At 63.8% G+C, this 13665-nt stretch carries 9 protein-coding genes; 4 read left to right on the forward strand and 5 right to left on the reverse strand.

Features of this window, described 5'->3' with window-relative positions; all coding sequences use genetic code 11:
- Window positions 1–102: 102 nt before the first annotated feature.
- From ABVK50_RS21725 to ABVK50_RS21735, 3 genes are all read right to left on the reverse strand, one after another.
- Window positions 103–2943 (reverse strand): AMP-binding protein, encoded by a 2841-nt coding sequence (locus tag ABVK50_RS21725; RefSeq protein WP_353644608.1) that lies wholly within the window; start codon window positions 2941–2943, stop codon window positions 103–105.
- A 325-nt stretch (window positions 2944–3268) separates the two neighbouring features.
- A complete protein-coding gene (ptsP, locus tag ABVK50_RS21730; RefSeq protein ID WP_353644607.1) occupies window positions 3269–5539 on the reverse strand; it encodes a phosphoenolpyruvate--protein phosphotransferase in 2271 nt (756 codons plus the stop codon).
- 83 nt (window positions 5540–5622) lie between these two features.
- Window positions 5623–6876 carry an aspartate kinase gene (locus tag ABVK50_RS21735; protein WP_353644606.1) on the reverse strand — a complete coding sequence of 418 codons (1254 nt, stop codon included), beginning with the start codon at window positions 6874–6876 and terminating at the stop codon, window positions 5623–5625.
- A gap of 193 nt (window positions 6877–7069) precedes the next feature.
- Here ABVK50_RS21735 and ABVK50_RS21740 point away from each other — a divergent pair, with 193 nt between their 5' ends.
- Window positions 7070–7378, forward strand: coding sequence for a hypothetical protein (locus ABVK50_RS21740; RefSeq protein WP_353644605.1), 309 nt, complete (start codon window positions 7070–7072; stop codon window positions 7376–7378).
- A gap of 133 nt (window positions 7379–7511) precedes the next feature.
- On the opposite strand, the gene ABVK50_RS21745 is transcribed toward ABVK50_RS21740, so the two are convergent.
- On the reverse strand, window positions 7512–8132 hold the full coding sequence (locus ABVK50_RS21745; RefSeq protein ID WP_353644604.1) for an NAD(P)H-dependent oxidoreductase: 621 nt from the start codon (window positions 8130–8132) through the stop codon (window positions 7512–7514).
- A 93-nt stretch (window positions 8133–8225) separates the two neighbouring features.
- On the opposite strand from ABVK50_RS21745, the gene ABVK50_RS21750 reads away from it, so the two are divergent.
- On the forward strand, window positions 8226–8843 hold the full coding sequence (locus tag ABVK50_RS21750) for a helix-turn-helix domain-containing protein (protein ID WP_353644603.1): 618 nt from the start codon (window positions 8226–8228) through the stop codon (window positions 8841–8843).
- A 193-nt stretch (window positions 8844–9036) separates the two neighbouring features.
- Here ABVK50_RS21750 and secA read toward each other — a convergent pair whose 3' ends face one another.
- Window positions 9037–11760: a preprotein translocase subunit SecA gene (gene secA / locus ABVK50_RS21755; protein WP_353644602.1), complete on the reverse strand. Its 2724-nt coding sequence runs from the start codon at window positions 11758–11760 to the stop codon at window positions 9037–9039.
- Between the two features lie 235 nt (window positions 11761–11995).
- Here secA and ABVK50_RS21760 point away from each other — a divergent pair, with 235 nt between their 5' ends.
- Window positions 11996–12913 (forward strand): peptidylprolyl isomerase, encoded by a 918-nt coding sequence (locus ABVK50_RS21760; RefSeq protein WP_353644601.1) that lies wholly within the window; start codon window positions 11996–11998, stop codon window positions 12911–12913.
- A 403-nt stretch (window positions 12914–13316) separates the two neighbouring features.
- Complete coding sequence (locus ABVK50_RS21765) at window positions 13317–13652, forward strand: hypothetical protein (protein ID WP_353644600.1); 336 nt, start codon at window positions 13317–13319, stop codon at window positions 13650–13652.
- The last annotated feature ends 13 nt before the right edge of the window (window positions 13653–13665 follow it).

Consider the following 13665-nt stretch of genomic DNA (forward strand, 5'->3'; position numbering starts at 1 on the left):
GGTTCGGCTCTAAGGGAATCGCCGATATTTAAACACGGATCGGGTCAGCCGGGAAAACTTGAAGCGTGTTAACAATAACAGCCCTGGAAACTTCCGGTCCCGTCAGGCTTCGGCCACGGACCGTGTCGGCTTTACCATCTCGCCGAGGTCCGGCTCACCACAGCGGGCCAAGATCGCCTGGCGTGCTGCGTCTCGAAGACGCAATATCGATTCAAAATCGGTTCCAGAAGGCGCAATGGGGGCGCTGATCTCGATTGTGACCGGCGTCCGCCGTGGAAACCATTGGTCGCCGCGCAGCATGGATCGCGTTCCACGGATGATGCCAGGCAGTACCGGCAGGTTGGCATCCACCGCGATCTTAAAAGCCCCGAGATAAAAGGCAGAGAGTGCTGGTCTGCGCGTGAACGTGCCTTCGGGGAAGAAGACGAGGATGCGTTCTTGCCGGGCGGCCCTGGTCAGGGACTCGGCGTCGGAAAGGCTGCCGGTGACATCATAGCGCTCGACAAACAATGTACCCAGCCGGCGCAGGAAGGGCCCGGCAAAGACCTGTCCCGCCAGCTCCTTCTTGGCCACGAAAGCCGGTTCTCCTGGCAGAACCGCAGCCAGGACCAGGGCGTCCATGTAGCTCGAATGGTTGAACACGAGCATCGCGTTGCGGCCGGGAATGTGCTCGACACCGCTCGCCGTGATGGTCACGCCGGCGAGGGCGAGCGCAGCACGGGCGATCATCCTCGCCGCGGCCCAGCGCCAGTCGAGTCGCGGAAGAAGCATCACCGCCAGCCATGCCAACAGGAAGCTGCAGGCCACGACGATCCACCACCATCCGGCGTAGAGCACGTCGGCGAGAAGCCGGCGCAGCCGCTTCAGTTGCGGGCCTGCTCCCGCAAGCGACAGCCGCACGACTTGCCACCAGAGCGAACGCTGCGGCGCTCCGATTGTCCCGCTCTCGTAAAGCTCCTTGGCCGCGCTACGGCGAATTTTCCCGCTGGATGTCTTCGGCACGGCTCGCGGCGGCGCGAGGACCAAGTCGTCGGGAGGTGTCCCGGCGATATCCGTTGCGACCTCATGAGCGCGCTTTTGCAACTCCGCGCGGGCGGATTGGTCGGTTTCGCGCGTTTCCGCCACGACGACCACGCGCTCCGTTCCCGTGGATTGATCGGTGGCGCCGAACACGACGACGCCTCCCTTGCGCACGCCGGGGATGCCCGCGACAGCCTCTTCGATTTCCTGCGGGTAAATGTGACGCCCGGCGCGGATGATGATGTCCTTTACCCGGCCGGTGATGTAGATATCGCCGCTCGCCACGTATGCCCTGTCTCCGCTGTCGAGCCAGCCATCGTGGAACAGTTCGCGTGTCTTGGTGTCGTTCTCGAAATAGCCGGCGGTCGCCGACGGGCCGCGGAATTCGAGCCGGCCTTCCTGACGTTCACCAAGCTCATAGCGGGCGCCATCGACGATGCGGACTTCGTGGTCTGGCAGAGGATGTCCGCAAGCGACGATTTCAAGCGGCTTCGGATCGTCGGGGCTGGCCGGCACGGCCGCGCCACGGCCGGTCAGCGCGGCACGATCCACGCGATCGATGATCGGCGGGCGGCCCGGCGGAGGAAAGGCCAGCCCCACCGTGTTCTCAGCCAGACCGTAGACCGGCGCCATGGCTCCCGGCTTGAAGCCATAAGGATCAAATCTTTCAATGAACCGACGCAGCGTCTGAACGCTGACCGGCTCCGCCCCGTTTGCGACCATGCGCAGCGAGCTTAGATCAAGCCCTTCGAGATCGGCGTCGTCTATCTTGTTTAGAGAGAACTCAAATCCGAAGTTCGGGGAAGCGGACAAGGTGGCGCGAAAACGGTGCATGGCCCAGAGCCAGCTCTCCGGGCGCACGAGAAAGCTCAATGGCGACATCGCATAGAGCGGAGCGCCAAAATGAAGGCATCCCAACCACGCGCCAATCAGCCCCATGTCGTGATAGAGCGGCAGCCAGCTGACGAAGATGTCAGCCGAACTCGCCTCCATCACCGCGCCCATGGCTCGAACATTGGCAAGCAGATTGGCGTGGCTCAGCACGACGCCTTTCGGATCGCCAGTGCTGCCTGACGTGTATTGTATCAGCGCGGTAGAGCGGTCGTCCGTGACCGGCGGAAGCCGTATCGTTGGAGGCTCGGTGCTGAGATTTGCGACGCTTTCGACGCTGTCCAGGATTTCGACCTGTCCGCGCAGCAGCGCTGCAGGGCCCATTCCTTCCTGCATGGTGATGAGTATGCGGGCGCCGGCATTACTCAAGATGCCGGCCTGGCGACGCAGATGGTCCTCGATCTGCGACAGCCGCATCGGCGGATAGATCGGCACCGGCACGGCTCCGGCGTAGAGAATGCCGAAGAATGCGGAGAAGAAATCGAGACTCGTGGGCAGCATCAAAGCGATACGATCTCCCGGCTCGACATTGCGGCGGATCAACCCGGCCGCGACGGTGCGAGCTGATTCCGCCAGTTCCGCGTAAGTCATTGCCCCCATTGCCGTAGTGTCGTCCTGCAGGACCGTCAGGTGCAGGCGATCAGGATGTTCCGCTACGTGCCAGTCGAGAACCTCAACGAGCGTCCGGGCCTTGGTGGCAGCCTGAACGGGAGGAAGGCCGGAAGGTACCTGTACGGTGACGGCCGGGCCTGGTCGGGCGCCGGCCTCTTCGAGGGCATTGATAAGATCGCCGACCGTGTCCGCCTCGCCGACTATTTGAGTGGGCAGCCGCACCCGGAACGCGCGCTCGATCCGTAGAATCAGCTCCGTCCGACCAAGGCTGTCGATGCCGAGATCCCTTTCGATCCGGCTTGACGGCGAGATGTCGATCGCATTTGCACGTTTTGGCTGAAGCTCGTGCACGAACTCGCGCACAATTGCGATCAGGTCGCCTTCGCGTGATCTCCTATCATCGGTCGTCGTGGGAACCATTTTTTGTGCCCGTTTCCAAGCCACAATGCTGACGGCTTCAGGCAATTGGACGTTGACGCGATCAGGCGTACCGTCGGAGCAATCGAGTCGTCCCTTTCGGTTGGTGTTGACGCCGATCGAAGCCGTGGCGGGCGGCAAGCCATTGTGTTTAACTATAGCGTTCCAGCGGCTTAGCAACGGCGCAGGATTCGGCGCCCAAAGCGGCCCTGCCAAATTCAATGTCAGCTTTGCTCAGCAATTTTGCTCAGCAATAAGAATTTCGGGTGTCTCATCGCCTGGTCGCATTCGGCTCGCCGGCGGTCACCCTGGACCTTCCGCCCGTCGCCTAAAGCGGAATGCCGCGGTCGTCGGCGAAAGTGTGAAGCAGCGCGCGCATCGGCAAATTGGCCGCCGGACCGGCCAGATTGTCGGCCATGAACGCCTTGAGTTCGCCGAGCGGCAGTTCGGCCAGCATGGCCTTGACCGGGCCGATCGAGGCCGGCGACATCGAGATCGAGCGGTAGCCCAGCCCGACCAGCGCCATGGCCGAGATCGGGCGTCCGGCGAGTTCGCCGCACAGCGTCACCGGCGTGTGCGTGCGGTGCCCGGCGTCGGCGACGTGCTTGAGCACGCGCAGGAACGGCACCGACAGAGGATCGAAACGATCGGAGAGCTGTGTATTGCCGCGGTCCGTCGCCATGACGAACTGGAACAGATCGTTCGATCCGACCGAGACGAAGTCCACCGCCTGCATCAGTTCGTCGAGCTGCCACAGCAGCGACGGCACTTCCAGCATCGCGCCGAGCTTCAGGCTGGTCGGCAGATGATGGGCGAAACGCGACAGATGCCGCACTTCGCGGTCGATAATCTCACGCGCCTGGGCAATCTCGCCGAGCTCGGTCACCATGGGCAGCATGACCCTGAGCTCGCGGCCGCCCGCGGCTTTCAGCAGCGCGCGTATCTGCGAACGCAGCAGCCCCGGCCGGTCGAGCGTCAGGCGGATCGCGCGCCAGCCGAGCGCCGGGTTCTCCTCGACCACCGAGGCCTTGAAGTAAGGCAGCACCTTGTCGCCGCCTATATCGATGGTGCGGAAGGTCACCGGCTTGCCCTGCGCCGCATCAAGCACGTCGCGGTAGAGCCGTTCCTGCGCCTCGGCGCGCGGGAAGGTAGAGGCCACCATGAACTGCAGTTCGGTGCGGAACAGCCCGATGCCGGCGGCGCCCGCCTCGGCAAGCTGCGGCAGATCAACGGCCAGGCCCGCATTCATCATCAGGTCGATGGCGACGCCGTCCTTGGTCAGCGACGGCTTGTTGCGGAGTTCGCGGTAGAGTTCCTGCCTGCGCGCGCGGAAACGCGCCTTCTCGGCATACGCGGCTTCGAGGTCGGATTGCGGCCTGAGATGGATCGAGCCCTCGTCGCCGTCGACGATGATGGCGTCGCCATTTTCCGCCATGGAGACGGCGCCCTTGACCTGGCCCGACACCGGTATGCCCATGGCGCGCGCCACGATGACGACATGGCTGGTGACCGCGCCGTCCTCGAGCACAAGCCCGCGCAGCTTCTCGCGCGGGTAGTCGAGCAGCTCGGCCGCTCCCATCGAACGCGCCACGATGATCGCGTCCTTGGGCAGCGACGATGCGATGTCGTCCGGCGAGCGGCCCATGAGCTGACGCAGCAGGCGGTTGGCGAGATCGTCGAAATCGCTCATCCGCTCGCGCAGATAGGGATCGGTCATGTGCAGCATGCGCGCGCGCATGTCGCTCTGCACCTTCTCAACCGCGGCCTCCGCCGTCAGGCCGTTGCGAACCGCCTCTTCGAGGCGGCGCACCCAGCCGCGATCGTTGGCGAACATGCGGTAGGCTTCCAGCACTTCGCGGTGCTCGCCCTCGAAAGCCACTTCGCGGCGCGACAGCATGTCGTCGATTGAGAGCCTGAGCGAAGACAGAGCTTTCTCGAGCCGGCCGATCTCCTCGTCGCTGTCCTCGTTGAACAGGTTGGTGACGACGATGCGCGGCTCGTGCAGCACGACATGGCCGAGACCGACGCCTTCGTTGAAGGACAGGCCCTTGAAGCTGACCGGGCGGCGAAGGTCGAGTTCCAGTCCCGGCCGCGTCAGCCGCGCGAGATCGCCGGTGGCGATCATCTCGGCGATGACCATCGCCGTGGTCTCCAGCGCCTCGACCTCGTCCTCGCGGTAGTGGCGCTTGGTGCGGTTCTGCACCACCAGCACGCCGAGCGTGCGCCCTGCCCTCAAGACCGGCACGCCGAGGAACGAATTGTAGATTTCCTCGCCGGTCTCAGGGAGGTAGGCGAAGGCCGGATGCTCCTGCGCGTCCGACAGGTTCAGCGCCCGGGCGCTCGCCGCAATGGTGCCGACGAGACCTTGGCCGAGCCGCAATTGCGCAAGGTGCACCGAACCCGGATTGAGGCCTTCGGTGGCGTAGAGTTCGAGCACCGAATCCGCGCGCAGGATGTAAAGCGAGCAGACCTCGGCGACCATGTTCTGGGCGATGTCGTGGACGATCCTGTCGAGCCGCTCCTGCGGCTCCAGCGGCTCCGCCATGAGCTCGCGGAGCCGTTTCAACAGAACGCGCGGGCCGCCGGCCAGGTCACGCATCAAGGCATCGTCTCCAAAATTCTCAGCTCCGGCGCAGCCTCCACGACGCGCCGGCGAATCCGAGACCGCAAAAACTCGTCTGACTATTGCTTATCCAGACCGTAGACGGAATGCAAAGTACGAACTGCAAGTTCCGTATAAGGGCCGTCGATCAGGATCGAGATCTTGATTTCCGACGTGGTGATGGCGCGGATGTTGATCGACTTGTCTGCCAGCGCCTTGAAGGCGGTGGCCGCCACGCCGGCATGGCTCCGCATGCCGATGCCGATCACCGACACTTTCGACATGCCCTCGTCGTGCTGGACCACGTCGAAACCGACGGATTCCTTTATGCGGTCGAGCACGGCCAGCGCCTTGCCGACGTCGCCCGACGGCACGGTGAAGGTCATGTCGGTGCGCGAACCATCCTCGGAAATGTTCTGGACGATCATGTCGACATTGATGTTGGCCTCGGCCAGCGGACCGAATATGCCGGCGGCGACGCCGGGGCGGTCGGCGACCCGGCGCAACGATATCTGGGCCTCGTCCTTGGCGTAGGCGATTCCGGTGACGACCTGCTGTTCCACGATTTCATCCTCGTCGCAAATTAGCGTTCCGGGCGGATTGTCCAGATCCCCCATGCCGGGCGCGTCGGGATCGTCGAAGGACGATCGCACGAATGTGCGCACCCTGTGCACCATTGCAAGCTCGACCGAGCGCACCTGCAGCACCTTGGCGCCGAGCGACGCCATTTCGAGCATTTCCTCAAAGGAGATCTTCGCCAGCCGCCGCGCCTTCGGCTCTATGCGCGGGTCGGTGGTGTAGACCCCGTCGACATCGGTGTAGATGTCGCAGCGGTCGGCCTTCACCGCAGCCGCAATCGCCACGGCGCTGGTATCGGAACCGCCGCGGCCCAGGGTGGCGATGCGGTTGTCGGGTCCGATGCCCTGGAAGCCGGCGACCACGGCGACCTGACCCTCGCCGAAGCGCGTGATCAGGAACGAGCCGTCAATTTCGAGGATGCGCGCGGCGCCATGGGCATTGTCGGTCTTGATCGGGATCTGCCAGCCCTGCCAGGAGCGCGCGTGAACGCCCATATTCTGCAGCGCGATGGCCAGAAGCCCCGCCGTGACCTGCTCGCCCGAGGCGACAACGGCGTCATATTCGCGGGCGTCGTGCATGGGCGAGGCCTCGCGCGTCCAGGCGACAAGCTCGTTGGTCTTGCCGGCCATTGCCGAAACCACCACCGCGACCTCATGGCCTGCGTCGACCTCGCGTTTGACATGGCGCGCGACGTTGCGGATGCGGCTGATGTCGGCGACGGAGGTTCCGCCGAATTTCATCACGATGCGCGCCATGAAGACTTGATGCCTTTTCGCGGGTGCCCGGGCCAGGAAGCCCAAGGGATTGAATGGAAGAAACCGCACTGATGCCCGGCGCGGAAGTCGCGGACCTCCTTATCCAAATACCCATGCTTCCGCAAGGAGTGGGCGTACGCCCCGCATTGACCATCGTCGCTTCACGCACAACAATGCGCGCACGGAGGAACCGATGGACGCGACGGATAAATGGCGGCACATGTCGACCGCGCCGAAGGACGGCAGCCGGTTCCTGGCGACGATCAGGCCTGTCGAACAGGGCCCGGCCGATGTCGACGTGGTCTACTGGGCGCGTTCCGACCAGTTCGGCATGGAGGGTTGGCGCGCCGCCGACTCCACGCCCGGAGCGATCATCGGCTACGCCGAACCGGAACTGATCTGCTGGATGCCGCTGCCGATGCCCAGTCCCGACCGGGAGCCGCTTTCCAGACCGGCTCCCTACGAGGGCGAGGAAATCCAGATCGACGGCTCCGGCATCTGAAACGCGCTGCGCGCCAGCATCAAGCGAATGCGCCGTGGCTGGTTTTCGGCGAGAGAACCATGGCCAAATATCGCAGCTACAGCATCAGAGAGGACGGCGGCCATCGGTCACCGCCTCTTTTTGCGATCTGACGTCAGGCCGCCCGCGCGGCTCCGGGCTCTCGGCGAGGCGGAAAAATGCGCCCGCCAATGCCTCGCGCGGCGTTCAGCAATTCACTGGTGTCGGATGTCTCCGGCGTGAGCAGAAGTTCGGACGCCACGACCTTCGCGCCGCAATAATCGAAGATGCCGTGGTCGATCTGTGTTCGCATGGCGCCGAAATAGCCGTGCCGCGCATAGGTCCGCATGTTGGCGCCGCCAATGGCGACGAGATGCACCTTGAGATGGTGCAGCTTTTTCGTGAGCTTGATGTCGGTCGCTTCTTCATAAGCCCAGCCATTGGCGAAGACGCGATCGATCCAGCCCTTGAGCAGGCCGGGCATCGACCACCAGTAGACGGGATAGACCAGCACCAGCGCATCGGCCCGGTCGATCCTGGCCTGCTCGGCGGCGACGTCCGCAGGAGCAGCGGCCTCCCTGCGATAGAGGGCGATGTCGGCTGCGTTGAACCTCGGATCGAACGCTTCCGCGGCTAAGTCCGCGACCTCAATGGAATTGCCGGGACTGGACTGGATCACGCCCTGCGCGACTTGCGCGGCCACGCCGTGGCTCAGCGACGTGGGAACGGGATGCGCGACGACGATAAGCGCGTGCATGGTGGAACTCCTGTTGAGTGATTGCGGATCGAAGGGAGCGTCTATATACTTTTAGTAATATACTTTTGGTATATAAGCATGTCAACCGTGAAAATGGATGATGGCGCCATTGCGCATCGACGCCGCCTGACGCGGCAGGAGCGGCTGCAGCAGCTTCTGGACGTGGCTTGGCGGCTGACGCGCGCGGAGGGCACCGACGCACTGACGCTGCCGCGCCTCGCCGAACAGGCGAACATCACGAAACCCGTGGTCTACGATCACTTCGGGACACGCGCCGGCCTGTTGCTGGCCCTCTATCGGGATTTCGATGCGCGCCAGACGGCGATCATCGACAGTGCGATCGAGGCCACCGAGCCGACGCTCGTGGACCGCGCGTCGGTGATCGCGTCGTCTTATGTCGACTGCGTGCTGGCGCAGGGGCGGGAGATACCGGGAGTGATCTCGGCCCTGACCAGTTCGCCGGAACTCGAGCAGGTGAAACGTGAATACGAAGCGGTCTTTCTGGAGAAATGCCGAGCCGCCCTCGAACCTTTCGCCGAAGGCTCGATAACGCCCGGGGCCTTGCGAGCGATGCTGGGGGCCGCCACGGCCCTTTCCAACGCAGCCGTGGCGGAAGAGATCACGATCGAAGAGGCGAAGGCCGAACTTTATGAAATCATCGTCGCCATGGTTGGCAGGAGCGGGCAGAACGACTCTCGGGCCAGTGCTTAGACGCAGTCTTGTCTTGCGGTCGGGGCGGATTCCATCTGGATAGCAAAGGGCGGCGAAACCTGATTTCGCCGCCCTTTTGTAACGCCTGTCGCCTAGAGCCTGATCCATTCCGATTGAATCGGAATGGGGGCTCTAACCTCTTGTTTGCCGCATGATCTTGTCCGAAAAGTCTGCAACTTTTCGGGACCATGCTCTAGGCGAAGGCGCCGTGGCAGTGCTTGTATTTCTTGCCGGAGCCGCAGGGGCAGGCCTCGTTGCGGCCGACCTTGCCCCAGGTGTCGGGCCGCTTGGGATCGCGGTCCTCTGGCGCGACGACGCGCGAATCCGGCATCACGGCGACAGCAACATCGCCGAAATCGTCCTCGCCGGTGGTGGCGTCGAGGTGATGGCCGAAGGTTGAGGGCGCTTCCGGCGGCGGCGCCTCGGCGGCCTCGCGCACCAGTTCCACCCGCATCAACTGCGCGGTGACGGCCTGGCGCAGATTGCCGAGCATGGCCTGGAACAGCTCGAAGCCTTCGCCCTTGTATTCCTGCAGCGGGTCACGCTGGGCATAGCCGCGGAAGCCGACCACCGAACGCAGATGGTCGAGGTTGACCAGGTGCTCGCGCCAGAGATGATCGAGCGTCTGCAGCACGACCGAGCGTTCGACATAGGCCATCACCTCGGGGCCGAAGCGCTCGGCGCGTTCGGCCGCGGCGGCGTTGGCACGCTCGGTGATGCGGTCGCGAATGTCCTCTTCGGCGATGCCCTCTTCCTTGACCCAGTCCTCGATCGGCAGATCGAGATTCAGGAACTGCCGTACGCCTTCCTTGAGGCCGACAGCATCCCACTGTTCGGAATAGGCATTTTCGGGAATGTGCTTGGTGACCAGTTCCTCGATCACGCCCTCGCGCATCTCGGCGATGGTTTCGGAAAGGTTCTCGCCGTCCATCAGTTCGAGGCGCTGCTCGAACACCACCTTGCGCTGGTCGTTCTGCACGTCGTCGAATTTCAGGAGGTTCTTGCGGATGTCGAAGTTGCGCGCCTCGACCTTCTTCTGCGCCTTTTCCAGCGCCTTGTTGATCCAGGGGTGGATGATCGCCTCGTCTTCCTTGAGGCCGAGCTTCTGCAGCATGCCGTCCATGCGCTCGGAGCCGAAAATGCGCATCAGGTCGTCCTGCAGCGACAGGAAGAATTTCGAACGTCCGGGGTCGCCCTGGCGGCCGGAACGGCCGCGGAGCTGGTTGTCGATGCGGCGCGATTCATGGCGCTCGGTGGCGAGCACGTAGAGCCCGCCGGCTGCCAGCGCCTTTTCCTTCAGCCGCTGCACGTCCTCGCGGATGGCATTTTCCTTGGCCTCGCGCTCGGGGCCGGCCGGCATGTCGCCAAGTTCCTCGGCAATGCGCATGTCGGCATTGCCGCCGAGCTGGATGTCGGTGCCGCGGCCGGCCATATTGGTGGCGATGGTGATGGCGCCGGGCTTGCCGGCCTGTGCAACGATGGCCGCCTCGCGCTCGTGATGACGGGCGTTCAGCACCTCGAAATTGTGGAAACCGTCCTTGCGCAGACGCTCGGCCAATTGCTCGGACTTTTCGATCGAGGTGGTGCCGACCAGCGTCGGCTGGCCCTTTTGATTGGCCTCGCGGATCTCGCGGACGATGGCCTTGTATTTCTCCTCGACCGTCCGGTAGACCTCGTCGTCCTCGTCCATACGTATGACCGGCAGGTTGGTGGGCACTTCGGTCACTTCGAGGCCGTAGATATTGCCGAATTCCTCGGCTTCGGTTGCCGCCGTGCCGGTCATGCCGGCCAGCTTCTTGTACATGCGGAAATAGTTTTGGAACGTCACCGAGGCCAGCGTCTGGTTTTCCGGCTGGATCTGGACATGTTCCTTGGCTTCGAGCGCCTGGTGCAGGCCCTCGGAATAGCGCCGGCCCGGCATCATGCGGCCGGTGAACTCGTCGATGATGACGATCTCGCCGTTGCGGACGATGTAGTCCTTGTCGCGCTGGAACAGGCGGTGCGCCTTCAGCGCATTGTTGACGTGGTGGACGATGGCGACGTTCTCGACATCGTAGAGCGATTCACCCTTCAGGTGGCCCGCCTCGCGCAGCATGTTTTCGAGCTTCTCGGTGCCTTCCTCGGTGAAGATGGCGGTGCGCTGCTTCTCGTCGATCTCGTAGTCGGCCGGCTCGAGCTTGAGGATGAAGGCGTCGACCGTATTGTACATTTCCGAGCGGTCCTCGAGCGGACCGGAAATGATCAGCGGCGTGCGCGCCTCGTCGACCAGGATGGAATCGACCTCGTCGACGATCGCGTAATTGTGACCGCGCTGCACCATCTGCGCGCGCTCATACTTCATATTGTCGCGCAGATAGTCGAAGCCGAGCTCGTTGTTGGTGGCGTAGGTGACGTCCGCGGCGTAGGCGGCGCGGCGCTGGTCGTCGGTCATGCCGTGAACGATGACGCCGGTGGTCAGGCCGAGGAAGTTGTAGATGCGGCCCATCCACTCGGAGTCGCGCTTTGCCAGGTAGTCGTTGACCGTGACGACATGGACGCCCTTGCCTTCGAGCGCATTGAGATAGACCGGCAGCGTCGCCACCAGCGTCTTGCCTTCGCCGGTGCGCATCTCGGCGATGTTGCCGCCGTGGAGCACCATGCCGCCGATGAGCTGCACGTCGAAGGGGCGCAGGCCGAGCACGCGCTTGGCCGCCTCACGCACCGTGGCGAAGGCGGGGACGAGAAGATCGTCGACGCTGGCGCCGTCGGCAAGCTGCTGGCGGAACTGGTCGGTGCGGGCCCTGAGCGCCTCGTCCGACAGCGCCTGTATTTCGCCTTCCAGCGCGTTGATCGCCTCCACTCTTGGACGCGTCGCCTTGACGCGGCGATCGTTGGAGGAGCCGAAAATTTTACGGGCGATGCCGCCGAAACTGACCATCAAGTGCTCTTTCAATCCGTATGTGCCGGCCGGGCGCCGGCCGAACCCGCCAGAATGTGCCGAGGCAGATTCGAACGTGAAAAAGCGCCCGGAAAACGGTTCTGGACGCAAAGACGAAGGACAGATAAGAGGGGGCAGAAGCGATGTCAACGTTGCAGCGATGCTGCCCGGCGCGCCGAATTCCGCCACATTCAGGCTGATTGAAGCGCGTTCAGTTACCGGATTGGAGTATAGTATGAGCATCAAGCACCCACGCGCCGCGCTCGCCGGCATCGGCATGGCCGTCGGCATCAGCGTTCTTGCTGCGATCAGCGCAGGCGCACAGGAAACCGCGCCGGCTCCCGCCGCGCCGGCTGCCCCGGCACAGGCGGCTCCCGACCCGGCGAAGGTCGTCGCCACCGTCAACGGCCAGTCGATCACCGAGGCCGACCTGACGCTGGCCGAGGCCGACCTCGACCAGCAGTTCTCCCGCCTTCCGCCCGAGCAGCGCCGCGCCGCGGCTCTGTCGGCGCTGATCGAAATCCGGCTGCTTGCCTCGGAAGCCGCGGCCAAGGGGCTGGACAAGGATCCCGAATTCGAGCGCCGCATGGCCTTCCTCCAGCAGCGCGCGCTGCACAGCGCCGTGGTCGACGCGGAAGTATCGGCCAAGATCACCGACGAGGAGATCCGCAAGCGCTACGACACCGAAGTGTCGAACGCGCCGCCGGTCAACGAGGTCAAGGCGCGTCACATACTGGTCAAGACCAAGGAAGAGGCCGACGCGATCATCAAGCAGCTCGACGCCGGCGGCGATTTCGAAAAGCTCGCCAACGAAAACACCACCGATCCGAGCGGCAAGGAAACGGGCGGCGAGCTGGGCTATTTCGGTCCTGGCCAGATGGTGCCGGAATTCGAGAAGGCGGCCTTCGCGCTCGATGTCGGCGCCTATTCGAAGGAGCCGGTGCAGAGCCAGTTCGGCTTCCACATCATCAAAATCGAGGACAAGCGCACCCAGCAGCCGCCCGCCTTCGACCAGGTGAAGGACCAGATCCGCTCGATCCTGCTGCGCGAGAACTATTTCGCGCTGGTCAAGTCGCTGCGCGGCGCGGCCAAGGTCGACATCGCCGACGCCGAGTTGAAGAAGGCGGTCGAGCAGGTCGACGGCGGGCAGTAGGCATCATCGCGGCCGCTGCCGCCCGGCAAGGATCGGCGTCCGCCCATGCTGTATGATCCGGCGCACCGTCTGGTCTTCGCCGCATGATCCGTGGGATCATGCGGTTAGCGGCAGCGCGTCAGCATCATCATCCCGAACATGAAATTTAAGGGCGCAATCCAGGGGCGCCTGGTTAGGGCAGGGTGCCTTGATTGCCGGCGTCAGCGCCGACAGCCTCGCTGGCATAGGTCATCGTCATTGGGGCGAGCCGCAACCAGCTTTGTACCGGTAACAACACCCGCGGAATTCGTTTCCGCTCTGAAACAAACTGCTGGAAGCGCGGCATTTGCCTGAAACATCGCGACCATAGTTCTCCGCACCACTGAAAAAGGGGCCGGGCACCGGCCTGAAACAGGAGCGGAACATGACATTCAAGAATATTGCTGTTGCAGCTTTGGCGCTTCTTACACTCGGCAGCGTTGCCGCGGCCGACGACCTGAAGCCGATGCATTCGCGCAGCATCGACCTCGGCACCATGACCGGCATCGCCTACTATACCGTCGAACCGGATGGCTACCATGTGGTCGCCACGCTCGCCCAGAACGACGCCGGCGAGGCCGTTCGCTTCGAGACGGTCCTGGTATCCGGTCAGACCATGACGTTGTCGACGCCGCGCGGGGCGGGAATGCCGCCGGTCAAAGTCGAGATCAGCAGGACCGCCGATCAGATCCGCGTCCTGGAGGCGGTCGCCACCAATTAGCCGCCTCGCCGTG

The sequence above is a fragment of the Mesorhizobium sp. WSM2240 genome (genome assembly GCF_040438645.1).
Taxonomy (GTDB): Bacteria; Pseudomonadota; Alphaproteobacteria; order Rhizobiales; family Rhizobiaceae; genus Allomesorhizobium.